Here is a 26,297-nt window from a genome sequence, read left to right as displayed (position 1 = left end):
CAATGCGGGGCCCTTTCCGCCGCCCCCACGCCCTTTGTCCGAAGCCTCCCAGCCGTCCCAGCCCGTCGCCGCCGAATTGGTGGCAGTGCTCGTCGCCGTGACGGCCGGGCAGGCGCGCATCCTGACCACGCACAAGGGGCTGGCGCTGCCCAGCGGGCCGTTCGAGCAGACGCACCGCTCGCTGCAGGCCGGCATGCGCGCCTGGATCGAGCGGCAGACGCACCACCCGATCGGCTACATCGAGCAGCTCTACACCTTCGCCGACCGCGACCGTGCGCGCGACCAGGGCCGCCGCGTGATCTCGGTCAGCTACCTGGGCCTCACGCGCGAGGCCGCGGCCACCGACGAGGCCGGCGGCTGGCGCGACTGGTACCGCTACTTCCCCTGGGAAGACCGGCGCTCGGACGCGGCCGAGGCGCTGCTGGCCGGCCAGATCCTGCCGGCCCTGGCATCCTGGCGCGATGCCGCTCCCGACGCCGCCAGCGCGCAGCAGCGCCGCCTGCGCGTGGACACGGCCTTCGGCCTCGGCGGCTCGGCCTGGAACGAGGACTTCGTGCTGCAGCGCTATGAACTGCTGTTCGAAGCCCGCCTGGTGCCCGAGGCGCTGGGCCGCGGCCGTGCCGGTGCGCCCGCGCTGCCCACGGGCCAGCCCATGCGCGAGGACTTCCGCCGCATCCTGGCCACGGGCATCGCGCGGCTGCGCGCCAAGATCAAGTACCGGCCCGTGGTGTTCGAACTGATGCCCGATGAATTCACGCTGCTGCAACTGCAGCAGACCGTGGAAGCGCTGGCCGGCCACGCGCTGCACAAGCAGAACTTTCGCCGCCAGGTCGAACAGCAGGCCCTGGTCGAGGAGACCGGCGCGCTGGCCCAGGGCGGCTCGGGCCGGCCGGCCATGCTGTTCCGCTTCCGCGACGACGTGCTGCTCGAGCGCGCGATCTCGGGCAGCAAGCTCCCCCTCTCGCGTTGATTCCCCCCGCATGGCGCCGGGGTTACACCGTGGCGCTGGATTTATGCTCAGGTTGAGTGTAAAAACGGTGTCCCCGCATTTTTTTGCGCCACTAATACTCAGATTGAGCAATACCATGGAGACCTCTTCCACTTCCCGGCAGGCCGCAGTCCTGCCGCTGTCGCCGCTGCCCCAGGTGATGCTGGAGCCGCTGGTGCGCGCCGCGCTGCTGGAAGACCTGGGCCGTGCCGGCGACATCACGAGCAACGCCGTGGTGCCGCAGGAGGCGCGCAGCCGGCTCACGCTGGTGGCGCGCCAGGCCGGCGTGCTGGCCGGGCTGGACCTCGCGCGGCTGGCCTTCACGCTCTGCGACCCGGCCATCGCCTGGCAGCCCTTGCTGGCCGACGGCGCGCGGCTGACGCCGGGCAGCGCGATCGCGCAGATCGAAGGCCCGGCGCGCGCCATCCTGACGGCCGAGCGCACCGCGCTCAACTTCCTGGGCCACCTGTCGGGCGTGGCCAGCGCCACGGCGCGCATCGCCGACGCGATCGCCCACACCCCGGCGCGCGTGACCTGCACGCGCAAGACGCTGCCGGGCCTGCGTGCGCTGCAGAAGTACGCCGTGCGCGTGGGCGGCGGCAGCAACCACCGCTTCGGCCTGGACGATGCGGTGCTGATCAAGGACAACCACATCGCCATCGCGGGCAGCCTGCGCACGGCCGTGGAGCGTGCGCGCGCGGCCATCGGCCACATGGTGCAGATCGAGCTCGAGGTCGACACGCTGGCCCAGCTGCGCGAGGCGCTGGAACTGCAGGTGCCCATCGTGCTGCTCGACAACATGGACCTGCCCACGCTGCGCGAGGCCGTGCGCATGACGGCCGGCCGCGCCGTGCTCGAAGCCTCGGGCCGCGTGACCGTGGAGACCGCGCCCGGCATCGCCGAGACCGGCGTGGACCAGATCGCGGTGGGCTGGATCACGCACAGCGCGGCCGTGCTCGACATCGGCCTGGACGCCTGAAGGAGATGCCCATGCGCAGACTGTTCCTGCAAGCCGCACTCGCGCTGGCGGGCCTGGGCGTCGCCCACGCCGGCCCGGCCGACTTTCCGAGCCGCACCATCACCATCGTCGTGACCTTCGCGCCCGGCGGCGGCACCGACCTGCTCGCACGCAAGCTCGCACCCGTGCTGCAGCAGGCCCTGGGCCAGAGCGTGGTGGTGGAGAACCGGCCTGGGGCCAGCGGCAACATCGGCGCGAGCCACGTGGCCAAGGCCGCGCCGGACGGCCACACGCTGCTGATGGTCAACAGTTCCTTCGCTATCAACCCGGGCGTCTACGGCCCGCTGGACTTCTCGCCCGGGCGCGACTTCACGGCCGTGTTCAACGTGGGCTTCGTGCCCTCGGTGCTGGTGGTGCCGCAGTCCTCGCCGCTGCGCGGCCTGGCCGACCTGCTGCAGGCCGCGAAACCGCCGGCCCCGCCCGCGCTGTTCGCCTCCTGCGGCGCCGGCACGCCGCAGCACCTGGCCGGCGAGATGCTGCAGCTGGCCGCGCCCGTGCGCATGGCCCAGGTGCCCTACAAGGGCTGTGGCCCGGCGCTGGCCGATGTGCTGTCGGGCCAGGTCGGCCTGGGCATCGTGACGGCCAGCAGCGCCGCGCCGCTGCTGGCCGCCGGCAAGCTGCGCGCGCTGGCCGTGACCTCGCCGCAGCGCACGGCGCAGCTGCCCGGCGTGCCCACGGTGGCCGAGCAGGGCCTGCCCGGCTACGAGCTGGACCAATGGCATGGTTTGCTGGTGCCGGCCGGCACGCCGGCGGCTGTCGTGCAGCGGCTCAACCAGGTGCTGGTGCAGGGAATGGCCGACCCGGAACTGCAGGCCCAGCTGCGCGGCCTGGGCTACACGCTCACGCAGGCGGCAGACGCCACGCCGCAGGGCTTCCAGGCGCTGGTGGCGCGCGACCTGCGGCGCTTCGGCACGGTCACGGCGCAGCTGGGTCTGCGGCTGGACTGACGGCGTCGGTGGCCAGCACCAGCCGCAGGTGCGCGGTCGCCCGGGCCAGTTCGCCCTCGGGCGCCCGGTCGGTCACGAGCACGTGCACGCTGTCCCAGGGCAGGGTCGTGATCAGGCCCGGCGCGTCGAACTTGCTGGCGTCGGCCGCCACGATGACCGTGCCCGCGTGCGGCGACACGGCCTGCTTGAACTCGACCTCGAAGGGGTCGAAGTCCAGGCAGCCGCCGCGCGCGCTGAGCGCGGCCACCGAGACCACCAGGTAGTCCGGGTGCAGCTGCGCGGCGAAGCGCAGCGCGTTGGCGCCGGCCAGTGTCATGTCGCTGCTGCGCAGCGTGCCGCCGGGCAGCATCACGGTGTGGCGGTCGCCGCTGTGCGCGAGTGCGCGCGCCACTTCCAGCGAGGGCGTGGCCACCGTGAGGCCGCGCCGCTCGGCCAGCGCCTCGGCCACGAAGCAGGCCGTGCTGCTGTTGTCCAGCACCAGGCTGGCGCCGTCGGGCAGCAGCGCCGACACCTGCCGGGCCATGCGCCGCTTGGCCGCCACGTTGCTGCGCAGGCGCAGCTGGAACGGCGACTCCTGCACGTCGCGGTGCAGGCTCACGCCGCCGTGGAATTTCTGCACGATGCCGTCGTCGGCCAGCGTCTGCAGTTCGCGGCGGACCGTCTCGCCCGAGACGCCCAGGCGCTGCGCGAGTTCGACCGTGGTGATGGACGGCGTGGTCCGCAGGATCTCGACGATGCGCTCCTGCCGGGCGCTCAGTGTGGGGGTGATGTTCATGTGGCCCCCACGCTCCCCGCTGCGCGAGGTTCGCTGCCCCCCGAGGGGGAGCGAGCTTGCTTGGGGCGGCCCGGCGCGGCGCTCATTGGATAGCGAGCGCCGCACCGGTGCGCCCATCGAACACACGCAGCCGCGCCAGATCGGGCGTCAGCACCACGGCCTGGTCGGCCTGCAGCGGCGCGTCGGCCGCGGTGCGCACCAGCACGCCGGCATCGCCCACGCGGATCTGCGCATAGGCCTCGGCGCCCAGGCGCTCGACGCGCTGCACCACGCCGGGCCAGCGCAGCGGCGCGGGCGCGGCGTCGCTCGCCAGGCTCAGTTCCTCGGGCCGCAGGCCCAGCACCGTGTCCTGCGCCAGCGCGCCGTAGCGTTCCCCCAGCCAGGCGCGGCCATCCTCGGCATCGGCCGGCAGCGGCAGGAAGTTCATCTCGGGCGAGCCGATGAACGAGGCGACGAAGCGCGTGGCCGGCTGGCGGTAGACCTCCATCGGCGCGCCCAGCTGCTGCAGCCGGCCGCCGTCCATCACCGCGATGCGCGTGCCCAGTGTCATGGCCTCGACCTGGTCGTGCGTGACGTAGACGATGGTGATGCCCAGCGCGTCGTGCAGGCGTTCGAGCTCGCCGCGCATGTGGCTGCGCAGCTTGGCGTCGAGGTTGGAGAGCGGCTCGTCGAACAGGAAGACCTTGGGTTGGCGCACCAGCGCGCGCCCGATGGCCACGCGCTGGCGCTGCCCGCCCGAGAGTTCGTTGGGCCGGCGCTGCAGCAGGTCGGTGATCTTCAGGCGCTGCGCCGCGTCCTGCACGCGCTGCTCGATCTCGGCGCGCGGCAGCTGGCTGGCGCGCAGCAGGCCGAAGGCCATGTTCATGTGCACCGTCATGTGCGGGTACAGCGCGTAGGACTGGAACACCATGGCGATGTCGCGCTCGTGGGGTTCGGCATGGGTCACGTCGCGCCCGCCGATCAGCAGGCGGCCCTCGCTGATGTCTTCGAGGCCCGCGATCATGCGCAGGGTGGTGGACTTGCCGCAGCCGGACGGGCCGACCAGCACCATGAATTCACCGTCCTCGACCTCCAGGTCGAGCCGGTCCACGGCGGTGTGGTCGCGGTAGCGCTTGCAGATGCCTTGCAGGGAGATGGCGGCCATGGGATGGAGCTTTCGCGGAAGGGTGGAGCCTACTTCAAGCCGGCATGCATGAAGCTGTCGACGAAACGGCGCTGGAAGATGATGAACAGCAGCAGCAGGGGCGAGATGACGACCATGGTCGCGGCCATCAGGCGCGGCCAGTCGGCGCCGCTGTCGGCCTTGGCCAGCAAACCCAGGCCGATGGGCAGCGTGCGCACCGATTCGCTGTTGGTCACCAAGAGCGGCCACATGTAGTCGTTCCAGTGCGTGACGACCGAGATCATCGCGAACGCCAGCAGCGTGGGCTTGACCAGCGGCAGGTAGACATGCCACAGCGTCGCCCAATGGCCGCAGCCGTCCAGCCGCGCGGCATCGGCCAGGTCCTGCGGCACCTGGCGAAAGGCCTGGCGCAGCATGAAGGTGCCGTAGCCGCTGGCGATGAAGGGCACCATCAGCGCCCACAGGCTGTTGAGCAGGCCCAGCTCGCGCACCGTGATGAAGTTGGTCAGGAAGGTGGCGTAGATCGGGAACATGATCTGCAGCAGGAACAGCCCGAACAGCAGGTCGCGCCCCGGGAAGCGCAGCCGCGCGAAGGCGTAGGCCGCCAGCGTGATGGTGGTCAGCTGCGCCGCCAGGATGGCGCCGGTCACGAGGATGGAGTTCAGCAGGTAGGTGCCGAACGGCGCCACCGCCAGCGCGGCGGGGTAGTTGTCCCACTGCAGCGCGCGCGGCAGCAGGCCGGCGGCAGGGTCGAAGATCTCGATCTTGGTCTTGAACGAGGTGAGCAGCATCCACGCCAGTGGGCTCAGCCACAGCGCCACCGTGGGCAGCAGCAGCCAGTGCATCCAGCGCGAATGGGCGAACAGTCGTTTGGCCAGCATGCTCATCTCCCGAGGTAGTGCACGCGGCGGCCCAGGGTCAGGGCCACGACGGCGATCAACGCGCCGACCACCAGCAGCAGGATATTGGCGATGGCCGAAGCGGTGCCGATGTCCTGGAACTGGAAGGCGTTCTGGTAGATGTAGAAGGTCAGCACGTTGGTGGCGTCCGCCGGACCGCCCTGCGTCATCACGAACACGTAGTCGAAGATCTGGTAGGAGTGCAGCACGCCGATCACGACCACGAAGTACAGCGTGGGCGAGATCAGCGGCACGGTGATGTGCACCAGCTGGCGGAAGCCCGAGACCCCGTCCAGCCGCGCCGCTTCGTACAGGTCGCGCGGCACCAGTTGCAGCGCGGCCAGCAGGATCAGCATGAAGTAGCCCGCGTACTTCCAGATGCTCATGAAGATGATGGCCGGCAGCGCCCAGCGGCGGTCGTACAGCCATTCCAGCTTGGGCAGGCCCAGCCAGTCCATCAGGCCGTTGATGGGCCCGTAGCCGGGCGCGTAGAGGAACACCCAGACCATGCCGGCCGCCACCGAGGGCACCATCACCGGGTAGAAGAAGGTCGAGCGGTACAGCGCCGTGCCGCGCAGCTTGCGGTCCAGTGCCACGGCCAGCAGCAGGGCCAGGCCGATGGAGGCCGGCACCGTGACCACCATGTACAGCACGGTGTTGCGCAGCGACTGCCAGAACAGAGCATCCATCCACAGGCGCTGGTAGTTCTCCCAGCCGACGAAGAAGATCTCCGGCGAGCCCAGCTGCACGTCGAAGAAGCCGTAGGCCAGCGAGCGCAGGATGGGCCAGTAGGTGAAGGCGGCCAGGAACACCAGCGAGGGCGCGAGCATCACCACGGCGGTGAACACCTCGCGCCGCCGCTGGCGGCGCTGGGCGTCCATCCCGGCCTGCGGCAGCGCGGCGGGCGGCATGGACAGGATGGCCTCAGGCACGGCGGCGGGCCAGGCGCTGGATCTCGGTGTTGGCCTTGGCCGTCGCGTCGCGCAGCGCGGCGTCGGGCTTGATCTCGCCGGCCAGCGTGCGGTCGATCGCGCTCTGCAGGTGGGCGCGCACCTTGTGGTAGCCCGGCACCTGCAGGAAGGCGCCGGCCACCTCGGCCGTGACGAAGGCCGCGCGCGACTCGGGCAGCTTGGCCACGTGGGCCTTGAGCACCGGCGTCTCCCACGACGACTTGCGCGCCGCCAGGTAGCCCGTGTCCACGCACCACTGCGCCTGGTTGGCGGTGTTGGTCATCCAGCGCGCGAAGGTCCAGGCCGCGCGCTTGTGGGCATCGGGCTGCTTCTTGGCGATCAGGATGGGGCCGCCGCCCATGGTCGAGCCGTTCTGCTTGCCGCGCGGCATGGGCGCCACGCCGACCGGGAACGAGGACGACTTCAGGATGTTGGTCATCGAGCCGGTGGAGTGGTAGAGCATGGCGGTGCGGCCGGCCATGAAGTCGTTGGCCGAGCTCTCCCAGGTGGAGGCCGCGGGCATCAGCTTGGCCTGCGCCATGCGCAGCCAGAACTCCATGGCGTTGATGCTCTCGGGTGCGTCGAACGCCACCTTGTCCTTGGTCCAGAACACCAGGCCGTTCTGGCGCACGAAGCTCTCGAAGATCCAGTCGTGCCAGCCGCCGCCGATGGTCAGGCCCCATTGCGACACGGTGTCGCCCTGGCGGATCGCCAGCGCCTTGGCGGCAGCCTCCAGCTCGGCCCAGTTGGCGGGCGCGGCCTTGAGGCCGGCCTTCTCGAACGCGTTCTTGTTGTAGTACAGCACCGGCGTGCTGCACTGGAACGGCAGGCCGTAGAGCTTGTCGTCGGCCATGCAGGTGCCCAGGAAGCCGGGCAGGAAGTCCTGGAAGACGTCGTCGGCCTTGGCCAGCGCCGTCACGTCTTCCAGCGCGTCCATGCCCAGAAAGGTGGTCAGCATGGAGTTGATCGGCAGCCAGGACGCTGGCGGGTCGCCCACGCCCAGCGCGGTCATGACCTTCTGCTCGGTGTTGTCGTAGCTGCCGGCGTAGACCGCCTCGACCTGGATGTCGCTGTGCGCGGCGTTGAAGCCGGCGATCATGCCGCTGACCAGGCGGTTGATGTCACCGGACACGCCCACCGGATACATGAACACCAGCTTGACCTGCTGCTGCCCCGAGGCGAACAGCGGCATGCCACCCAGCATGGCGGTGGCCGACACGGCGGCACCGCTGGTGAGCAGACGGCGACGCGGCAGCGAGATCTCGGACTGCGCACGGGACGGGGCGGGGCGAGAGGGGGACATGGCACGACTCCTTCATGACGGGGTGGGTGGGGGAAAGCAGCCATCAAGCTGGCGCCGCGATGTTTTGGGAACACCATGACAACCATATGAAATCCACGATAGCAATTTCAGTTCCACATTTATTTGTGGAATTGAAATAAAAACGCACATAGACTCCAAATCATGCTGCCGCCTCTGCTGATTGCCCAACTCTCCGACCCGCATGTGGGCACCGGGCCGGCGTTCCTGGACGGTCGCATGGACACGCTGGCCGCCCTGCGCACCGCGGTGGCCCATGTGCTGGCGCTGCGCCCGCAGCCCGATCTCGTGCTGCTGACCGGCGACCTCACGGAGCACGGCCGTGCCGAGGAATACGCGGCCGTCGCCGAGGTTTTGTCGGCGCTGCCCATGCCCGTCTATGCCGTGCCCGGCAACCACGACGACCCCGCCGTCGCCCGCCATGCCCTGCCGCGGTGCATGCCGGTGGCCGCCGATGCCCCGGACGGTGCATGCTGCTACCAGGTGGCGCACGCCGGCCTGCAGCTGGTGGCGCTCGACACCGTGGTGCCGCGCCAGTCGCACGGTGCCTTGCACGACGCGCAACTGGCCTGGCTGGCGCGGACGCTCGATGCCTGCCGCGGCGCGCCCGTGCTGCTCTTCATGCACCACCCGCCGTTGCCCACCGGCATCGAGGCCATGGACGCCTGCAGCCTGCTGTCCGGTGCCGACGCGCTGGCCGCGCTGCTGCGTGGCCATGGCGCGGTGCAGGGCCTGTTGTGCGGCCACCTGCACCGGCCGGTGCAGATGCAGTTCGGCGGTGCGCCGCTGCACGTGGCCCCGTCGGTGGCGCACCAGATCGCGCTCGACCTGCGGCCCGGTGCGCCGCTGCGCGCGCGGCTGGAGCCGCCCCAGGTCTCGCTACACCGCTGGTCGGCGCAACTGGGCCTGTGCACGCACGCGAGCTACGTCGGCGACTTCGGCCCGGCGGTGCCGCTGTGATGCCCGCACCGCTGGCGCTGTTCGACCTCGACCACACGCTGCTGGACGGCGACGGCGACGACCTGTGGTGCCGCTTCCTCGTGCGCCATGGCCTGGCCGATGCGGCCCTGGCGCAGCAGAACGAACAGATGGGCGAGGCCTACCGCAGCGGCCAGGTCGGCGTGGATGCCTTCAGCGCCTTCTACGCGCGCCTGCTGGCGGGTCGCACGCCGGCCTTCTGGGCGCCCTGGCAGGACCGCTTCCTCGTGGAAGAACTGCGCCCGCGCCTGCCTGCCGCGGCGCGCGACGCGGTGGCCACGCACCGCGCTGCGGGGCACCTGCCAGTGCTCACGACGGCCAGCAACAGCGTGATCGCTGCGCGCTCGGCCGCCGAACTCGGCTTCGACCATTGGCTGGCGACCGACCTGGAACTGGCACAGGGCATCTACACGGGCCGCGTGCTGGGCACGCCGAACATGCGCGGCGGCAAGCTGGTGCGCATGCTGGCCTGGCTGGCCGGGCAGGGGCTGCCGGCCGACGCGCTGGCCGATGCCTGGTTCTACAGCGATTCGATCAACGACCTGCCGCTGCTGGGCGCCGTCGGCCACCCCGTGGCGGCCAATCCCGACGCGATGCTGCAGGCGCATGCTGCGGCGCACGGCTGGCACACCGTGCAACTGCTCGGCACGCCGCAGGCCTGAGCCGGCTTTGTCTTGAAACGCATCACTGCGTTGGTTCGCCTCGCCGTGCTGCGGCACTGTCTTCGGCCCTGCCCTGTTCTACGTTCGAATGAGGTGCCCTGCAAGGGTTGCGGCCCGGCGCTGGCCGACGTGCTTTCGGTCCAGGTGGGGCTGGACATCGTGGCGGCCAGCAGCGCCGCGCCACACCGCAGGGCTTCCAGACACTGGTGGCGCGCGACCTGTGGCGCTTCGGCACGGTGCGCGTGCCCTGCGTTCGGCGCGCGACAATCCGTGCCCCGCCACTGCGACCTGCCCGCCCGCGCGAAGATGACTCTCACCGAACTCCGCCAGCGCCTGCGCGCGCTGGGCGCGCTTCCGCTGCACGAGGGCCGGGTGCTGCGCCAATGGGCCCAGGGCCTCCCGCTGATCGACGGCGCACGGCGCTGGCACGACGACTTCTTTCCGCAGCGTGTGCGCGCAGACCTGCCACAGCTGACGCGCGACCTGGCCGCGCTGGCCGCGCTGCAATCGCACCACCCCGCAGAGGACGGTTCGGCCCGCCTGCTGGTCGGCTTGCAGGACGGCCAGTCCATCGAGAGCGTGCTGCTGCCGCGCGACGGCCTGTGTGTGTCGTCGCAGGTCGGCTGCGCGGTGGGCTGCCAGTTCTGCATGACGGGCCGCGAAGGCCTGGTGCGCCAGGTCAGCAGCGCCGAAATCATCGCCCAGGTCGCGCTGGCGCGCGCGCTGCGGCCGGTGAAGAAGGTCGTCTTCATGGGCATGGGTGAGCCGGCGCACAACCTCGACCAGGTGATGGAGGCCATCGAGGTGCTGGGCCTGCACGGCAACATCGGGCACAAGAACCTGGTGTTCTCCACCGTGGGCGACCCGCGGGTGTTCGAGCGGCTGCCGCAGGGCCCGGTTAAGCCGGCGCTGGCTCTGTCGCTGCACACCAGCAAGCGCGCGCTGCGCGAGCAACTGCTGCCGCGCGCGCCGAAGCTCGCGCCGGAAGAACTCGTTGACGCCGGCGAACGCTATGCGCAGGCCACCGGCTACCCGATCCAGTACCAGTGGACGCTGCTGGACGGTGTGAACGACGGCGAGGACGAGATCGACGGCATCGTGCGCCTGCTCAGGGGCAAGTACGCGCTGCTGAACATGATCCCGTACAACACCATCCCGGGCCTCGCGTTCCGTCGGCCGGACTGGGACAAGGCCAAGGCCATCGCCCGCACGCTGCACCAGCGCGGCGTACTGACCAAGCTGCGCGACTCGGCCGGCCAGGACATCGATGGCGGCTGCGGCCAGTTGCGGGCGCGGGCCGAGAAACCGGTGCGCCTCGTGCCGCGGGCCGCGGCGGGATAGAGGGACTGAGCGCTGGCGCTCCGTCCGGATGGGGCCCTCAGCCCGCCACCACGCAGCCGACCTTGCGCCCTGCCTCGACGATTTCGGCCCAGGTCTGGTCGTCCACCACGATGCCCGCAGCCTGGCGTGCTACGCGCGCCGCGCGTTCGGGCTCGCCGGCGATGCGCACCTGGTCATGCCCCTCGCCTGCCGGCCCCTGGCGCAGCCAGTCGACGAAGGCCAATGCCTCCTGCTCGAAGCTTTCCTGCGTGCCCAGCCTGGCCGGATCGATCAGCACTGTCAGCATGCCGTTGAGCACGCTGCGCGCCTGGTCCGCCGGCCGGTGCCAGGTGCCGCCGCCCGACAGCGCGCCGCCCAGCAGCTCGCAGGCCACGGCCATGCCGTAGCCCTTGTGCTCGCCGAAGGTCATCAGCGCGCCGAACAGGCCGTTGCTCTGCGGCACCACCACCACGCCGGGGTCGGTGGTGGGCCGGCCCAGCTCGTCGATCAGCGTGCCCTCGGGCACGCGCTCGCCCTTGTTGTGGGCCACGCGCATCTTGCCCTGGGCCTGGCGGCTGGTGGCGAAGTCGAGGATGAAGGGCTCCTGCCCCTGCAGCGGCACGCCGATGCAGCAGGGGTTGGTGCCGAAGCGCCCGTCGCCACCGCCGAAGGGCGCGACCACCGGGCGCGACAGCACGTTGACGAAGTGCAGGGAGACCAGGCCCTGCGCCACCGCCATCTCGGCGAAGTGGCCGATGCGGCCCAGGTGGTGGCTGTTGCCCACCGTCATGATGCAGCTGCCGTGCTGCTGCGCGCGCGCGATGCCCAACTCCATGGCCTGCTCGCCGACCACCTGGCCGTAGCCACGCTGGCCGTCCAGCGCGAGCATGGTGCCGATGTCCACGGTGGCCTTGGCAGAGGTGTTGGGCTTCAGGCCGCCTTCGAGCACGGCGTCCACATAGCGGGGCACCATGCCCACGCCGTGCGAGTCGTGGCCCGAGAGGTTGGCCATGACGAGGTTGGATGCAACGGTGTGCGCCTCCGCCTCGGCACTGCCGGCGGCAGCGATGACCTTGGCGACGAGGCCGGTCAACTCTTGGGAAGAAATGGTCTTGCTCATGGGTTCTGACCTTACATCACCGCGCCGACCTGCCAGGGCACGAACTCGCTCTGGCCATAGCCGTGCTTCTCGCTCTTGCTTTGCTGCCCCGATGCCGTGGCCAGCACGAGCTCGAAGATGCGCTGGCCCATCTCCTGGATGCTGGCCTGGCCGTCGACGATCTCGCCGCAGTTGATGTCCATGTCTTCTTCCTGGCGTTGCCACAGCACGCTGTTGGTCGCGAGCTTGAGCGAAGGCGAGGGCGCGCAGCCGTAGGCCGAGCCGCGCCCGGTAGTGAAGCAGATCATGTTGGCACCGCCGGCCACCTGGCCGGTCGCGCTGACCGGGTCGTAGCCCGGCGTGTCCATGTAGACGAAGCCATGGGCCGTCACCGGTTCGGCGTACTCGTAGACGGCCTCCAGGTTGCTCGTGCCGCCCTTGGCCACGGCCCCCAGCGACTTTTCGAGGATGGTGGTCAGCCCGCCGGCCTTGTTGCCGGGCGAGGGGTTGTTGTTCATCTCGCCCTCGTTGACGGCGGTGTAGCGCTCCCACCAGTGGATGCGCTCGACCAGCTTCTCGCCGACCTCGCGGCGCACGGCGCGGCGTGTCAGCAGATGCTCGGCGCCGTAGACCTCGGGCGTTTCGCTGAGGATGGCCGTGCCGCCATGCGCGACCAGGATGTCTACGGCCGCGCCCAGCGCCGGGTTGGCGCTGATGCCGGAGTAGCCATCGGAGCCGCCGCATTGCAGGCCGATCGTGATGTGGGCCGCGCTGCAGGGCGTGCGCTGCACGGCATTGGCGCGCGGCAGCATCTCGTGGATCAGCGCGATGCCCTTCTCCACGGTCTTGCGCGTGCCGCCCGTGTCCTGGATGTTGAAGGTGCGGAAGTTCTCGCCCTCGGCCAGGTGGCCGGTGGCGAGCCAGGCGTTGATCTGGTTGGCCTCGCAGCCCAGGCCCACGACGAGCACGCCCGCGAAGTTGGCGTGCGTGGCATAGCCCGTCAGCGTGCGCGACAGGATCTGCATGCCCATGCCTTGCGTGTCCATGCCGCAGCCCGTGCCGTGCGTGAGCGCCACCACGCCGTCCACGTTCGGAAAGGCGGCCAGCGCCTGCGGGTTGGTCTGGCGCGAGAAATGGTCGGCGATGGCGCGCGCGGCGGTGGCCGAGCAGTTCACGCTGGTCAGCACGCCGATGTAGTTGCGCGTGGCCACGCGGCCGTCGGCGCGCACGATGCCCATGAAGCTGGCCTCGCGCCTGGCGGGGGCGGGCTTCACGTCGGCGCCGAAGGCGTAGTCGCGTGCGAAGTCGCCCTTGTCCGGGCCCATGTCGAGGTTGTGCGTGTGCACGTGCTCGCCCTGGGCGATGGGCTTGCTCGCGAAGCCGATGATCTGGTTGTAGCGGCGCACGGGCGCGCCCTGGGCGATGGCGTGTGCCGCGACCTTGTGGCCGGCCGGGATCAGGCCGCGCACCGTGAAGTTCTCGACGCTGGCGCCGCCGACCAGCTGGGCGCGGGCGATCACCACGTCGTCGGACGGGTGCAGGCGAATGAAGGGGGTCATCGTGGGGAGCCTCTCGGGGCTTAGAAGAACATCTTGGGCAGCCACAGCACCAGCTGTGGCACGTAGGTGATGATGGCCAGGCTCAGCAGCAGCGGCACCAGCCAGGGCAGGATCGCCATGGTGGTGCGCTCGAACGAGAGCCCGGCCACGCGCGCCAGCACGAACAGCACCAGGCCCATGGGCGGGTGCAGCAGGCCGATCATGAGGTTGAGCACCATGACCAGGCCGAAGTGCACGGGGTCGATGCCCAGTTGCAGCGCGATCGGCAGCAGGATGGGCACGAGGATGGTGATGGCCGCCGTGGGCTCCAGGAAGCAGCCCACGAACAGCATCAGCAGGTTGGCCAGCAGCAGGAACACCCAGGCTTCCTTGGTGAAACCCAGCACCCAGGAGGCGATGTCGGTGGTCACGCCCGTGGCCGTCAGCATCCAGCCGAAGATGGAGGCGGCAGCGACGATGAAGAGCACGGTCGAGGTGGTCTCGATGGTCTCCAGGCAGACCTTGACGAACATCTTCCACTTGAGCGTGCGGTACCAGACGAAGCCCAGGATCATGGCCCACAGGCAGGCCGCGATGGCGCCTTCGGTGGGCGTGAACAGGCCCGTGCTCATGCCGCCGATCAGCAGCACGGGCGTCATGATGGGCAGCAGCGCCTCGAACTTGAACAGCTTGTCCAGGATGAACAACGAGGCCAGGCCCACGAACACCGCCGGCTGGGCGGGCACGTCGAGCTTGGAGACGATGAGCCACAGGCCCAGCGGCCAGCCGATCACCACGGCCAGCTCAGACAGCGCCTTGATCAGCCGCGGCGCGCTGAACTTCATGTCGCGGCCCCAGCCGTTCTTGTGCGCGTAGTAGGTGACCGTGAGCATCATGAGGATGGTCATCAGCAAGCCTGGCAGCAGCCCCGCAAGGAACAGCGCGCCGATGGACACGTTGCCCATCATCCCGTAGATCACGAACGGCAGGCTGGGTGGAATGATGGGCCCCAGCGTGGCGGAGGCGGCCGTCACGCCGACCGCGAACTCGGTGCTGTAGCCGTGCTCCTTCATGGCCTTGATCTCGATGGTGCCGAGACCCGCGGCGTCGGCAATCGCCGTGCCGCTCATGCCGGCGAACACCACCGAGCCGACGATGTTCACGTGGCCCAGGCCGCCCTTGAGCCAGCCCACCAGCGACAGCGCGAAGTTGTAGATGCGCGTGGTGATGCCGGCGTTGTTCATCAGGTTGCCGGCCAGGATGAAGAAGGGCACGGCCAGCAGCGGAAAGCTGTCGATGCCGCTGACCATGCGGTGCACCACCACGAAGGGCGGCAGGTTCCCCGACACCAGGATGTAGACCAGCGAGGCGCCGGCCATGGCGATGGCCACGGGAATGCCTCCGGCCATGAACAACAGGAAGAAGATCTTGAGCATGGGCGCAGGGGGCTGGGTTATCGGTCGTCGATGGTGGATTCGGGGCGTTCGAGCAAGCTGTAGCCGCGCGCCCAGTGGATGCGCGCGACCTGCAGCGCGCGCCAGGCCATGGCGATGAAGCCGACCAGGCAGACGCCGTAGACGATGTTCATCGGCGCATCGACCACCGTCATGCGCGTGTTGCCGCCGATCTTGAGCATCATCTGCACCGTCATGACCGCCGCGGCGACGAAGAAGGCGATGCGCACCACGTCGACCACGCGCGACAGCCAGCGGCCCATGGTGGCCGGCATGTGGCGGAAGAAGAAGTCGACCTGGATGTGGTTGTTCTTGTGCACGCCGATGGCCGCGCCGATGAACACCACGCCGATCAGCATGTAGCGCGCGACCTCTTCGGTCCACGCCGCGGAATCGTTGAGCACGTAGCGCGTGACGAACTGGTAGAGCACGGTGGCGCCCAGCAGCCAGAACAGGGCCAGTGCGGCCCAGCCTTCTGCGATGGTGCCGGACAGGTCCACTTCCTCGTCCTGCGCGTGGAAGTGCCCATCATCGTCGATGATTTTCTGATCTGACATGCGTGTTCCAGAGTGCAGCGGCTTGCGCCGGCGAGTGCAGCGAAGCCTGTTCCAGCGCACCCGCGGAACTGGCTCTGCCAGGCCGCTGGGTGCGCCCCCTGTGGGGGTATCGGCCGGCTCCGCTGGCCAAACGGGGGAGAGCCTTTACTTGATCGCGATGATCTTGTCGTAGTCGGCCTGGCGGTAGCCGTGGTCGGTGGGCTTGGTGTTCTTCAGAACGGCCTCGCGGAACGCGGCCTTGTCCACCGTGATCACGTTGTTGCCCTTCTTCTTGAACTCTTCGACCAGGCGCGCCTCCGACGCGATGATCTCGCGGCCGGTCTTGTCGGCCGCTTCCATCATCACCTCGCTGAAGATCTTCTTCTCGTCTGCGCTGAGCTTGGCCCAGGTGCTGCCCGAGACCACTGTCAGCAGCGAATCGATGATGTGGCCGGTCAGCGAGATGTTCTTCTGCACCTCGTAGAACTTCTTGGCCTCGATGGTCGGCAGCGGGTTCTCCTGGGCGTCGACGGTGTTGTTCTGCAGTGCCAGGTACACCTCGGCGAACGCGATGGGCGTGGCGTTGGCGCCCAGCGCCTTCGGGAATGCCATGTAGGCAGGCGCATCGGGCACGCGGATCTTCAGGCCCTTCATGTCTTCTGGCTTGGAGACCGGGTGCGCGGCGTTGCTGGTCACGTGGCGCGCGCCGTAGTAGTTCAGCGCCGTGATGTGGTTGCCGGTCTTGTCGTCGTAGCCCTTGGCGAGTTCCTTGAACACGTCGCTCTTGGCGTAGGCGAGCTGGTGCTCGGCATCGCGGAAGATGAACGGGAAGTAGGTGATGGCCAGCGGCGGGTAGCTGCGGCCGGCGAAGCTGGCGCCCGTCAGCACGATGTCCACCGTGCCCAGCGTCAGGCCCTGGTTGATGTCGGCCTCCTTGCCCAGCGTGGAGGCCGGGAACACGGTGATCTCGTACTTGCCGTTGGTGCGCTTCTTGATTTCCTCTCCGGCCCAGACCGAGTACTTGTGGAAGGGCTCGGAGGTCTCGTAGACGTGGGCCCACTTGAGCTTGGTCTGGGCGCTGGCCAGGCCCGTGGCGGCCAGCAGGCTGGCCAGGGCAACCGTCTTCAGGATGTGTCGCTTGTGCATGGTGTGTCTCCTCTCGGTGGGTGGGATCAGGAAAGTTCTTTGGCGCGGCGCCAACTGGCGGAGAAACGCTGGTGCGATTTGTCCATGTGGGTGTGCATGGCGGTGCGTGCGGCGGCTTCGTCGCGCGCGGCGATGGCCGCGCGGATGGCCTCGTGCTCGGCGATCGCCATGCGCCAGGACGGCACGGTCTCGAAGTAACCGCCCAGCCGCGTGAAGATGGGACCGCGGCGCGAATCCCAGAAGCCCTGCACGGTCTCGCTGAGCACCTGGTTGTCGCAGGCGTCGACGATGGCCAGGTGGAAGGCACGGTCGCCTTCGAGTGGCATGACTTTGCGGTCCGCCAGTTCGCGCATGGTGTCGATGGCGCGGGCCATCGCGTCCAGGTGCGTGCGCTTGCGCTGCTGGGCCGCGATGGCGGCGGTCTCGCCCTCGACCACGCGGCGCGCTCGGATCAGTTCCAGCGGGCCCCATTCGGTCTCCGCCACCGGCGTGGCGGCACGGCGCTCGCGTTCCAGCACGTAGACGCCCGAGCCCGTGCGCACTTCGACCCAGCCCTCGACCTCCAGCGCGATCAGCGCCTCGCGCACCGAGGGCCTGCTCACGCCCAGCTGCACGGCCAGCTCGCGCTCGGCCGGCAGGCGCGCGCCCACGGCGAACTCGCCCTGCGCGATCAGCGCACGCAGCTGGTCGGCGATCTGGCGGTACAGGCGTTGCGGGGCGATGGACTGCAGCGGCACGGTGGTTCTTAGGGCTTGTACTGAATTGGCCAAGTGGTCTGACCAATTGATAATTCCACAGCTTCCGGGTGGCACCCATCCGGCGAAACCCTGAACACGAGGAGACGCGATGCGACTGCAGGGCAAGAGAGTGCTGGTGACCGCCGCCGGCCAGGGCATCGGCCGCGCGGCGGTCGAGGCGCTGGCGCGCGAAGGCGCCGAGGTGTGGGCCACCGATGTCAACCAGGGCTTGCTGGAGCAGGCCTATGCGCGCCAGCCGCTGGTGCACACGCAGCGGCTCGACGTGCTGGACAAGGCCGCCATCGCGGCCCTGGTGGCGGGCATGCCGGGCATCGACGTGCTGTTCAACTGCGCCGGCGTGGTGCACAACGGCCCCATCCTCGACGCCACCGACGACGACCTGGCGTTCGCGCTGAACCTCAACGTGCGGGCGCAGTTCTGGGCCATCCAGGCGGCCTTGCCGCGCATGCTGGCCAACGACGACGGCCAGGGTGGCCAGGGCCGCGGCAGCATCATCAACATGGCCAGCGTGTGCAGCAGCCTGAAGGGGCTGCCCAGCCGCTGCGTCTACGGCACCAGCAAGGCGGCGGTGATCGGCCTGACCAAGAGCGTGGCGGCCGACTACGTGGCGCGCGGCATCCGCTGCAATGCCATCGCGCCCGGCACGGTGGACACGCCCTCGCTGGGCGAGCGCATCAACGCCCAGGCCGACCCGGTGGCGGCGCGCAAGGCCTTCGTGGCGCGCCAGCCCATGGGCCGGCTCGCGCAGGCGGCCGAGATCGTGCCCATCGTGACCTACCTGGCCAGCGACGAGTCGGTGTTCGCCACGGGCCAGGTGTTCTCGGTCGACGGCGGCATGACGATATGAACCAGCTGGACCTGAAGGGCCGCCACGCGGTCATCACGGGCGGGGCCGTGGGCCTGGGCTTCGGCATCGCGCAGCGCATGCTGGCCTCGGGTGCCACCGTCACGCTGTGGGACCGCAATGCCGAGGCGCTGGCCCAGGCCAGCGCGGCGCTGGGCAGCGGGGTGGACACGGTGCAGGTCGACGTGGCCGCGCACGCCAGCGTGGCTGAGGCCGCGCGCCAGACCGGCGCCGCGCACGCGGCGGTCGACATCCTGGTCAACAGCGCCGGCATCACGGGCCCCAACGTCAAGCTCTGGGACTACCCGCCAGAGGCTTGGGAGCAGGTGCAGCAGGTCAACGTCAATGGCCTGTTCTTCTGCTGCCGCGAGATCGTGCCGCTCATGCGCGCGCAGAACTACGGCCGCATCGTCAACATCGCTTCGGTGGCCGGCAAGGACGGCAACCCCAACGCGAGCGCCTACAGCGCCAGCAAGGCGGCCGTGATCGGGCTGACCAAGTCGCTGGGCAAGGAGCTGGCCGACACCGGCATCCGCGTGAACTGCATCACCCCGGCCGCGGTGAAGACGCCGATCTTCGACCAGATGACGCCCGAGCACATCGCCTTCATGCTGTCCAAGATCCCCATGGGCCGCTTCGGTACAGTCGAGGAGGTCGCAGCCATGGTCGGCTGGCTTTGCTCCGAAGACTGTTCGTTCTCGACCGGCGCGGTGTTCGACCTCTCGGGCGGCCGCTCCACTTACTGACCCTCCAAAAGGAAAACAAGACATGAAACTCGTCCGCTATGGCAACCCCGGCAAGGAGAAGCCGGGCCTGATCGACGCCAACGGCCAGCTGCGCGACCTCTCGTCCGTGGTGCCCGACATCGGCGCGGCCCAGCTCGGCGATGCGGCCCTGGCCAAGATCCGCAAGCTCAAGACCGACAAGCTGCCGCTGGTGCGCGGCAAGCCGCGCTTCGGCAGCCCGGTGGCCAACGTCGGCAAGTTCATCGCCATCGGCCTGAACTACGCCGACCACGCGGCCGAGTCCAACATGCCCATCCCCGGCGAGCCGGTGGTCTTCACCAAGGCCAACAGCTGCATCCAGGGCCCGAACGATCCCGTCATGCTGCCCAAGGGCTCGGTCAAGACCGACTGGGAGGTGGAGCTGGGCGTGGTCATCGGCACGCGCGCACGCTATGTCTCGCAGAAGGATGCGCTGAACTACGTGGCGGGCTTTTGCGTGGTCAACGACGTCAGCGAACGCGCCTGGCAGCTCGAGCACGGCCTGACCTGGGACAAGGGCAAGGGCTTCGACACCTTCGGCCCGATCGGCCCCTGGCTGGTCACGCGCGACGAGATTGCCAACGTGCAGAAGCTCGGCATGTGGCTGGACGTGAACGGTCAGCGCATGCAGACCGGCAACACCAAGACCATGATCTTCAACGTGGCCAAGCTGGTGGCCTACGTGAGCCAGCTCAACACCTTGAACCCGGGCGATGTGATCACCACGGGCACGCCGCCCGGTGTGGGCATGGGCATGAAGCCGCCGGTGTTCCTCAAGAAGGGCGACGTGATCACGCTGGGCATCGAAGGCCTGGGCGAGCAGCGCCAGGAAGTGGTGCCGTTCAAGCTCTGAGCGCGCAGGCGGCCGAGTGGAAGGGGCGCATGGCGCCCCTTCTTTTTTTAGGGCGCGGCCCGCAGCATCGGCCCGCAGTGGGGAGCGGTGCCGTCCTACAAGTACAACTGCCAGGGTTCCCCAGAATGCGGCGTTTTCCGAAACGTCTCCTGAGGAAGGTTCCCGATGCAAGCCCAGGCCCAGCGCACCGAACGACTGACGATTCCCGCCTTCGAAGAGCTCGGCGGCCTGGACTGCATGTCGGTGCTGCGCAGCGGGCCGGACCGCCTGACCGTGCAGATCGATGCCGAGAAGCCCGCGATCCGCCAGGCCGCCGCGCGCATGATGGCTGGCCAGCTCTACGCCACTTTCGGCGAAACCCCGATCAAGCTCCTGCGCTACACCGTCATGAACCAGGGTGTGCCGGGCCGGCTGGTGTTCGATGCCACCTACCGGGTGCGTGGGCACGGCCTGCCCAACTGAGGATCAGGGCGCGGCGCGGTAGGGCTCGTCGAAGTCCACGAAGCGGTGCTCGGCCAGCGCGGCCTCGGTCCAGCGCTGCATGGCCGGAAGCGCTCGCACACGTTCGATGTAGGCCGTGATGGCCGGCGGCACCGGCAGCGCGAAGTTGGCCAGCCGCACACAGACCGGCGCGTAGTAGGCGTCGGCGATGCTGAACTCGCCGAACAGCAGGGGCCCGCCATGGGTGTCGAGCAACTCCTGCCACATGGCCACGATGCGCGCCACGTTGTCGCGCACGGCGGCCTGGTCGCGCCAGATCACGCGGCCCATTTCCGGCATGCTGGCCTCCAGGTTCATGGGGCAGTGGTTGCGCAGGGCGCTGAAGCCGGCATGCATCTCGGCGCAGACGCTGCGTGCACGGGCCCGGGCACGCGCATCCGCCGGCCACAGCTTCTTCTCGGGAAACTTCTCGGCCAGGTACTCGGCGATCGCCAGCGTGTCCCAGACCACCAGGTCGCCGTCGACGAGCAGCGGCACCTGGCCCGTGGGCGCGAGCGGCTGCAGCGTCTGCTTGAAGGGCGAGCTGGCGGCCAGGTCGTCAAAGGGCACCATGACCTCTTCGAACGCGATGCCGGCCTGGGCCATCAGCAGCCAGGGCCGCAACGACCAGGACGAGTAGTTCTTGTTGGCGACGTAGAGCTTGAGCATGGCGGATTCCGCGGGTTCAGGGCTGGCCATGCTAGCGCGGCGCGGGCGCGCCGTGGATGCCGAAAATGCGCGCGACCGATGCGCGCCGCGAATCAATTGCGGCCGGGGGCGCTCAGTAGCGGTCGGGCACGTACATCTCGGCTGGCACGGGGTGGCGGATGTATTCGGGGTTGCGCGCGCGCTCGGGCAGCACGATGGACGGGTGCGCGATCTCCTCGTAGGGCAGCTGCGTGAGCAGGTGGCTGATGCAGTTCAGGCGGGCCTTCTTCTTGTCCACGGCCTGCACCACATGCCAGGGCGCCTCGGGGATGCTGGTGCGCTCCAGCATGGTTTCCTTGGCCTTGGTGTAGGCCTCCCAGCGGCGCCGGCTCTCGAAGTCCATGGGCGAGAGCTTCCACTGCTTGAGCGGGTCGTGGATGCGGCCCAGAAAGCGCAGGTGCTGCTCGTCGTCGGTGATGGAGAACCAGTACTTGACCAGCGCGATGCCCGAGCGGATCAGCATCTTCTCGAACTCGGGCACGGAGCGGAAGAACTCCTCGTACTCGGCGTCGTTGCAAAAGCCCATGACGCGCTCGACACCGGCGCGGTTGTACCAGCTGCGGTCGAACAGCACGATCTCGCCGCCCGCGGGCAGGTGCGAGATGTAGCGCTGGAAGTACCACTGCGTCTTCTCGCGGTCGTTCGGCGCCGGCAGCGCGGCCACGCGGCACACGCGCGGGTTCAGGCGCTGGGTGATGCGCTTGATCACGCCGCCCTTGCCGGCCGCATCGCGGCCCTCGAACAGGATCACGACCTTCTTCTTGTGGAACTGCACCCAGTCCTGCAGCTTGACGAGTTCACCTTGCAGGCGCAGCAGCTCGCGGAAGTAGGCCTGGCGGCCCAGGCCGTCCTCGGCACCGGCTTCCCCGGCCGCATCCAGGCGGCCATCGTCGATCTCCATCTCCAGCTCCTCGTCGTAGCTGTCGAGCAGGTCACGTTCGATGCGCTGCATCACGCTCTCGTGGTGGTCGGGGAGAAGCTTGTCGTTCATGGTGCGGGTCCTTTGGGAACGGGAATGCTAGGAATGGCGTATGACAGCGGCGTGTCAATGCTGTCACGCCGTTGTCACCGTTCTGTCGGAACAATGCGCGAGCGCTTGTCTGCTGTATGCCGGAGAGGAACCAGGTGTTGCGATGCTGATCAACTGCGCGGCCTACGCGGCCGGCGCCAAGCTGGCCGACATCCCGGTGGCCGACATCAGCGACTACCTGGACCGGCCCGGCTGCTTCGTCTGGGTGGCGCTGGCCGATGCCACGCCCGAAGAGCTCGACGAGATGGGCCAGGAGTTCGGCCTGCACCCGCTCGCGCTCGAGGACGCGCGCTGCGGCCACCAGCGGCCCAAGATCGAGGAGTACGGCGATTCGCTGTTCGCCGTGATGCACCTGGTCGAACCCTCGGTGGGCCCGCGGCCCGCCCTGCACGTGGGCGAGGTCGACGTGTTCGTGGGCCGCAACTACGTGCTGTCCGTGCGCAACCGCAGCCGCCTGGGCTTCCTGGGCGTGCGCGAGCGCTGCGAGCGCGAGCCCGAGCTGCTGCGCCATGGCGCTGGCTTCGTGCTCTACGCACTGCTGGACGCCGTGGTCGACCGCTACTTCCCGGTCATCGACGCGCTGGAGGTCGAACTCGAAGGCATCGAGCAGCGCATCTTCACCAAGGGCGCGGCGCGCGCCAGCATCGAGCAGCTGTACGCGCTCAAGCAGCGCGCCATCGCGCTCAAGCGCGCCGTCGCGCCGCTGCTCGAAGGCGTGGGCCGGCTGCATGGTGGCCGCGTGCCGCCGGTCTGCGCCGGCGCGCAGGACTACTTCCGCGACGTGGTGGACCACCTGGCGCGCATCAACGCTTCCATCGACGCGGTGCGCGACACCATCGCCACGGCGATCCAGGTGAACCTGTCCATGGTGGCGATCGAGGACAGCGAGGTCACCAAGCGGCTGGCGGCCTGGGCCGCGATCTTCGCGGTCTGCACGGCCTTCGCGGCCATCTGGGGCATGAACTTCGAGCACATGCCAGAGCTCAAGTGGCGCTGGGGCTACCCGGCCGGTCTGGCGCTCATGGCGGGCTGTTGTGGCCTGCTGTACTGGCGCTTTCGGCGCGCGGGCTGGCTGTAGCGGCTGCACGGCACTCCGATGCCGCGCGTGTGGCGGTTTTCTTTGCATACAGTGAATTTGTTGTGACGAATTCACGCTGTCATGTAGACGACATGGGCGATTCGTAATCTCGCGGCGTCCTCCATCCAACACCAACACACCTATGCAAGTCGATATCTTTCGAGAGATCCTCGTGCCCGTCTTCGGCGGGCTCGGGATCTTCATGCTCGGCCTGGAATTCATGTCCGACGGCATCCACAACCTGGCCGTGCACCGCATGCGCGCGCTGCTCGGCAAGATCGCCGGCACGCCCGTCAAGGGCCTGGCGGCCGGCACGCTGATCACCGGCGTGCTGCAGTCCAGCACCGCGATGACCGTGATGGTGGTGGGCCTGGTCAACGCCGGCGTGGTCGGGCTGCGCCCGGCCATCAGCGTGATCATGGGCGCCAACATCGGCACCACGCTGGGCAACGGGCTGATCGCCCTGCCGCTGGGGCCGCTGGGCCTGATCACGGCGGGCATCTTCGGCCTGGTCTATGTGTTCGCCAAGAGCCCCAAGACCACCAACATCGCGCTGGCCATCGTCGGCTTCTCGCTGATCTTCTACGGCCTGAACCTGCTGACCGGCGGCTTGAAGCCGCTGCGCAACATGCCCGAGGTCATGACCGCCATCTCCAGCCTGAATGCCACCACGTTCAGCGGACTGGCGATCTGCGTGTTCACCGCGGCCGGCATCACGGCCATGATCCACTCGTCCTCGGCCACCATTGGCATCGTGATGGGCCTGGGCGCGGCCGGCATCCTGGACTGGCAGACCGCCGTGGCCTTCTCGCTGGGCGCCGACCTGGGCACCACCGTCACCTCGTGGATGGCCTCGCTGAACCTGACCAAGAACGCCAAGCGCGCGGCCTATGCGCACATCGCGTTCAACTTCATGGGCGTGGCGGTGATGTTCCCGCTGTTCTTCCTGTCCATGGACCTGCTGCAGTGGGCCATGGGCCTGTTCGGCATGAACCCGGCGCAGATGGTGTTGGCCGACGGCAAGGAGACCTACCCCATGGTGCCGGTGGCCGTGGGCATCTACTCGATCGGCTTCAACATCTTCAACACGGTGCTGATGTTCCCCTTCATCGGCGTGTTCGAGCGCGTGCTCTCGCGCGTCGGCGCCAGCAGCGAGGAGGAGCTGGAGGACTACTCCATGCCGCGCCACCTGGACCGCAAGGCCCAGGGCAACTTCGGCGCCGGCGTGGTCTCGGTGCAGAAGGAGCTGTCGCGTTACGTCGAAGGCGCGGGCCTGCTGATGGCCGCCTCGCGCGGCGACGCCAGGGCGCCCACCGACATCGAGGCGCACTACAAGGCGCTGGACACGCTGAACCGCGAGATCCGCAGCTACACGGCCGCCATGCTGACGCCCGACCAGACCCCGGCCAAGGCCGACCTGCTGGCCAGCCTGATCGAGGAAGAAGACTTCAGCGCGAGCCTGGGCGAGGCGCTGTACCAGATCAGCCGCCGGGTCGAGCGGCAGGCCTTCTCCGGCCAGGCCAGGCCGCTGGTCGCCGAACTGCTGGCCCTGGTGGATGCCGCCGTGGCCAAGCGCGTCACGCGCGGCGAACTCGGCGGCAACGTGCAGGAAGACAACGCACCGCAGCTGCTGGCGCTGCGCAAGCGTGCGCTGGACCTGGGCCAGGGCCTGTCGTGGGACGAGCGCGGTGCCGTGCTGGCGCTGCTGGGCAGCGCCGAGCGCGCCTTCTTCCTGGTCGAGCGCATCTTCAGCGAGCGCCTGTCGGTCTCGCGCGACCTGGGCCGCTTCGAGAGCCGCCCGGGTGCTGCCGGCCTGCGCACGCAGTCCGTGCCGGTGGCAGGGTGAGCGCCATGCGCACGCTGCCTTCGCGCCGCACCGCGCTGGCCGCCCTCCTGGGCGCGGCGCTGGCGCCGGCCATGGCCCAGACGCAAGATGAGTTCGGCCGCGCCGGCCTGCAGGGCGCCGGCTCCACCTTCGTCCATCCGCTGGCCGCGCGCTGGGTGCGCGAGTACCGCCACCACCTGGCCGGCGGCATCGCCCACGCCACGCCCAACGCCGGGCTTGACGACGACATGAACGGTACCGCGCTGGACTACGAGCCGGTCGGCTCGCTGGCCGGCATGGCGCGGCTGCGTGCCGGCGCGGTGGACTTCGCGCTCAGCGAGGTGCCGCTGTCCTCGGCCGAGCTCAGGCGCCAGCGCCTGGTGCAGTTCCCCATCGTGCTGGGCAGCATCGCCGTGGCGGCCAACCTGCCGGGCCTGCGCGGCGAGTTGCGCCTGTCCGGCCCGGTGCTGGCCGACATCTACCTGGGCCGCATCCAGCGTTGGAACGACGCCGCCATCCGCGCGCTGAACCCGCAGCTGGCGCTGCCCGACGCGGCGATTGCCGTGGTCGGCCGCAGCGACGGTTCGGGCAGCACCTTCACGCTGACGCACTACCTGGCCGGCCAGAGCGCCGACTGGCGTGCCAAGGCCGGTGCCGACGCGCAGGTGCGCTGGCCCGTGGGCCAGGGCGTGCGCGGCAGCGCCGGCATGGCCGAGGCGCTGCGCCGCACGCCCAATGCCCTGGGCTACCTGGACGCCGTGCAGGCGCGCCAGGCCGGACTCACGGTGGTGGCGCTGCGCAACGCGGCCGGCGCCTTCGTGGCGCCGTCGGCCGCGGCGGCTGCCGAGGCCGCGCAGTCCGCACGCTGGGACGCCGCGCGCGACTTCGACCAGGTGCTGGTCGACAGCCCCGGTGCCGGCAGCTACCCCGTCGTGGCCACGGTGTTCGGCCTCATGCGCGACAACCTGCGCAGTGGCCGCCCGCAGCGCACGCTGGCCTTCTTCGACTGGGCGCTGGTCGAGGGCCGGCTCGCGGCCGAACAACTGGGCTACGTGCCGCTGCCGGTGGCCGTGATCGGCACTGTGCGCGAGACGCTGGCCGCACGCGCTGCCCCGCTGTAGGCGGCCGCGTTCCGCGTGCAACGGCGCCGGTTTCCGGCGCCGTTTTTCTTCGGTGCGGCACCGACACGCCGCTGTCAAGTGC

Annotated in this window: 26 protein-coding genes; 13 read left to right on the top strand and 13 right to left on the bottom strand. The window is 69.3% G+C overall.

Annotation, left to right across the window (positions count from 1 at the left end; genetic code table 11):
- Positions 1–34 precede the first annotated feature (34 nt).
- The 3 genes from ACSQ4M_RS01245 (at position 35) to ACSQ4M_RS01235 (ending at position 2,953) form a co-directional block, all read left to right on the top strand.
- Positions 35–970 (top strand): NUDIX hydrolase, encoded by a 936-nt coding sequence (locus ACSQ4M_RS01245; protein ID WP_436187867.1) that lies wholly within the window; start codon positions 35–37, stop codon positions 968–970.
- A 115-nt stretch (positions 971–1,085) separates the two neighbouring features.
- The gene (nadC, locus tag ACSQ4M_RS01240) at positions 1,086–1,967 is read left to right on the top strand and encodes a carboxylating nicotinate-nucleotide diphosphorylase (RefSeq protein WP_436187866.1); all 882 of its coding nucleotides are present in this window, start codon (positions 1,086–1,088) and stop codon (positions 1,965–1,967) included.
- Between the two features lie 11 nt (positions 1,968–1,978).
- Positions 1,979–2,953, top strand: coding sequence for a tripartite tricarboxylate transporter substrate binding protein (locus ACSQ4M_RS01235; RefSeq protein ID WP_436187865.1), 975 nt, complete (start codon positions 1,979–1,981; stop codon positions 2,951–2,953).
- Here the strand turns inward: ACSQ4M_RS01235 and ACSQ4M_RS01230 are convergent.
- The 5 genes from ACSQ4M_RS01230 to ACSQ4M_RS01210 form a co-directional block, all read right to left on the bottom strand.
- Entirely contained in the window at positions 2,922–3,728 is an 807-nt protein-coding gene (locus ACSQ4M_RS01230) for a DeoR/GlpR family DNA-binding transcription regulator (RefSeq protein WP_436187864.1), read from the bottom strand. The genes ACSQ4M_RS01235 and ACSQ4M_RS01230 overlap by 32 nt on opposite strands.
- Before the next feature lie 82 nt (positions 3,729–3,810).
- A complete protein-coding gene (locus ACSQ4M_RS01225; RefSeq protein WP_436187863.1) occupies positions 3,811–4,872 on the bottom strand; it encodes an ABC transporter ATP-binding protein in 1,062 nt (353 codons plus the stop codon).
- Positions 4,873–4,901: 29 nt separating this feature from the next.
- The gene (locus ACSQ4M_RS01220) at positions 4,902–5,732 is read right to left on the bottom strand and encodes a carbohydrate ABC transporter permease (RefSeq protein WP_436187862.1); all 831 of its coding nucleotides are present in this window, start codon (positions 5,730–5,732) and stop codon (positions 4,902–4,904) included.
- 2 nt (positions 5,733–5,734) lie between these two features.
- Positions 5,735–6,682, bottom strand: a complete 948-nt coding sequence (locus ACSQ4M_RS01215) for a carbohydrate ABC transporter permease (RefSeq protein WP_436187861.1) — start codon at positions 6,680–6,682, stop codon at positions 5,735–5,737.
- Entirely contained in the window at positions 6,675–8,003 is a 1,329-nt protein-coding gene (locus ACSQ4M_RS01210) for an ABC transporter substrate-binding protein (RefSeq protein WP_436187860.1), read from the bottom strand. Before ACSQ4M_RS01210 ends, ACSQ4M_RS01215 begins: the two co-directional genes overlap by 8 nt.
- 162 nt (positions 8,004–8,165) lie before the next feature.
- Between ACSQ4M_RS01210 and ACSQ4M_RS01205 the strand changes: the two genes are divergently transcribed.
- The 3 genes from ACSQ4M_RS01205 (at position 8,166) to ACSQ4M_RS01195 (ending at position 11,002) form a co-directional block, all read left to right on the top strand.
- The gene (locus tag ACSQ4M_RS01205) at positions 8,166–8,981 is read left to right on the top strand and encodes a phosphodiesterase (RefSeq protein ID WP_436187859.1); all 816 of its coding nucleotides are present in this window, start codon (positions 8,166–8,168) and stop codon (positions 8,979–8,981) included.
- Positions 8,981–9,661 (top strand): HAD family hydrolase, encoded by a 681-nt coding sequence (locus tag ACSQ4M_RS01200; protein ID WP_436187858.1) that lies wholly within the window; start codon positions 8,981–8,983, stop codon positions 9,659–9,661. The genes ACSQ4M_RS01205 and ACSQ4M_RS01200 overlap by 1 nt, the downstream gene beginning before the upstream one ends.
- A gap of 306 nt (positions 9,662–9,967) precedes the next feature.
- Positions 9,968–11,002, top strand: coding sequence for an RNA methyltransferase (locus ACSQ4M_RS01195; protein WP_436187857.1), 1,035 nt, complete (start codon positions 9,968–9,970; stop codon positions 11,000–11,002).
- Between the two features lie 37 nt (positions 11,003–11,039).
- Here ACSQ4M_RS01195 and ACSQ4M_RS01190 read toward each other — a convergent pair whose 3' ends face one another.
- From ACSQ4M_RS01190 to ACSQ4M_RS01165, 6 genes are all read right to left on the bottom strand, one after another.
- Positions 11,040–12,101: a malate/lactate/ureidoglycolate dehydrogenase gene (locus ACSQ4M_RS01190; RefSeq protein WP_436187856.1), complete on the bottom strand. Its 1,062-nt coding sequence runs from the start codon at positions 12,099–12,101 to the stop codon at positions 11,040–11,042.
- An 11-nt stretch (positions 12,102–12,112) separates the two neighbouring features.
- Positions 12,113–13,639, bottom strand: a complete 1,527-nt coding sequence (locus ACSQ4M_RS01185) for a UxaA family hydrolase (protein ID WP_436187855.1) — start codon at positions 13,637–13,639, stop codon at positions 12,113–12,115.
- 20 nt (positions 13,640–13,659) lie between these two features.
- Complete coding sequence (locus ACSQ4M_RS01180; protein WP_436187854.1) at positions 13,660–15,054, bottom strand: TRAP transporter large permease; 1,395 nt, start codon at positions 15,052–15,054, stop codon at positions 13,660–13,662.
- A 17-nt stretch (positions 15,055–15,071) separates the two neighbouring features.
- A complete protein-coding gene (locus ACSQ4M_RS01175) occupies positions 15,072–15,629 on the bottom strand; it encodes a TRAP transporter small permease (RefSeq protein WP_436187853.1) in 558 nt (185 codons plus the stop codon).
- 144 nt (positions 15,630–15,773) lie between these two features.
- The gene (locus ACSQ4M_RS01170; RefSeq protein WP_436187852.1) at positions 15,774–16,754 is read right to left on the bottom strand and encodes a sialic acid TRAP transporter substrate-binding protein SiaP; all 981 of its coding nucleotides are present in this window, start codon (positions 16,752–16,754) and stop codon (positions 15,774–15,776) included.
- A gap of 26 nt (positions 16,755–16,780) precedes the next feature.
- Entirely contained in the window at positions 16,781–17,491 is a 711-nt protein-coding gene (locus ACSQ4M_RS01165) for a FadR/GntR family transcriptional regulator (protein ID WP_436187851.1), read from the bottom strand.
- 109 nt (positions 17,492–17,600) lie between these two features.
- On the opposite strand from ACSQ4M_RS01165, the gene ACSQ4M_RS01160 reads away from it, so the two are divergent.
- The 4 genes from ACSQ4M_RS01160 (at position 17,601) to ACSQ4M_RS01145 (ending at position 20,435) form a co-directional block, all read left to right on the top strand.
- Positions 17,601–18,359: an SDR family oxidoreductase gene (locus ACSQ4M_RS01160; RefSeq protein ID WP_436187850.1), complete on the top strand. Its 759-nt coding sequence runs from the start codon at positions 17,601–17,603 to the stop codon at positions 18,357–18,359.
- Positions 18,356–19,102 (top strand): SDR family NAD(P)-dependent oxidoreductase, encoded by a 747-nt coding sequence (locus ACSQ4M_RS01155; protein WP_436187849.1) that lies wholly within the window; start codon positions 18,356–18,358, stop codon positions 19,100–19,102. The genes ACSQ4M_RS01160 and ACSQ4M_RS01155 overlap by 4 nt, the downstream gene beginning before the upstream one ends.
- Positions 19,103–19,124: 22 nt before the next feature.
- Complete coding sequence (locus ACSQ4M_RS01150; protein WP_436187848.1) at positions 19,125–19,973, top strand: fumarylacetoacetate hydrolase family protein; 849 nt, start codon at positions 19,125–19,127, stop codon at positions 19,971–19,973.
- Positions 19,974–20,138: 165 nt separating this feature from the next.
- Positions 20,139–20,435 (top strand): hypothetical protein, encoded by a 297-nt coding sequence (locus ACSQ4M_RS01145; RefSeq protein ID WP_436187847.1) that lies wholly within the window; start codon positions 20,139–20,141, stop codon positions 20,433–20,435.
- Positions 20,436–20,438: 3 nt separating this feature from the next.
- Here ACSQ4M_RS01145 and ACSQ4M_RS01140 read toward each other — a convergent pair whose 3' ends face one another.
- Both ACSQ4M_RS01140 and ppk2 read right to left on the bottom strand, forming a co-directional pair.
- Positions 20,439–21,122, bottom strand: a complete 684-nt coding sequence (locus ACSQ4M_RS01140; protein ID WP_436187846.1) for a glutathione S-transferase family protein — start codon at positions 21,120–21,122, stop codon at positions 20,439–20,441.
- Between the two features lie 112 nt (positions 21,123–21,234).
- The gene (gene ppk2 / locus ACSQ4M_RS01135; protein ID WP_436187845.1) at positions 21,235–22,152 is read right to left on the bottom strand and encodes a polyphosphate kinase 2; all 918 of its coding nucleotides are present in this window, start codon (positions 22,150–22,152) and stop codon (positions 21,235–21,237) included.
- 142 nt (positions 22,153–22,294) lie between these two features.
- Here ppk2 and ACSQ4M_RS01130 point away from each other — a divergent pair, with 142 nt between their 5' ends.
- The 3 genes from ACSQ4M_RS01130 (at position 22,295) to pstS (ending at position 26,215) form a co-directional block, all read left to right on the top strand.
- Complete coding sequence (locus ACSQ4M_RS01130; protein WP_436187844.1) at positions 22,295–23,269, top strand: magnesium and cobalt transport protein CorA; 975 nt, start codon at positions 22,295–22,297, stop codon at positions 23,267–23,269.
- Positions 23,270–23,411: 142 nt separating this feature from the next.
- Positions 23,412–25,115, top strand: a complete 1,704-nt coding sequence (locus ACSQ4M_RS01125; RefSeq protein ID WP_436187843.1) for a Na/Pi cotransporter family protein — start codon at positions 23,412–23,414, stop codon at positions 25,113–25,115.
- A 5-nt stretch (positions 25,116–25,120) separates the two neighbouring features.
- Positions 25,121–26,215 carry a phosphate ABC transporter substrate-binding protein PstS gene (gene pstS / locus ACSQ4M_RS01120; protein ID WP_436187842.1) on the top strand — a complete coding sequence of 365 codons (1,095 nt, stop codon included), beginning with the start codon at positions 25,121–25,123 and terminating at the stop codon, positions 26,213–26,215.
- Positions 26,216–26,297: the final 82 nt, after the last annotated feature.

The organism is Pseudorhodoferax sp. LjRoot39 (assembly GCF_964253035.1).
Lineage (GTDB): Bacteria > Pseudomonadota > Gammaproteobacteria > Burkholderiales > Burkholderiaceae_C > Pseudorhodoferax.
This window is presented reverse-complemented; position numbering and strand designations above follow the sequence as displayed.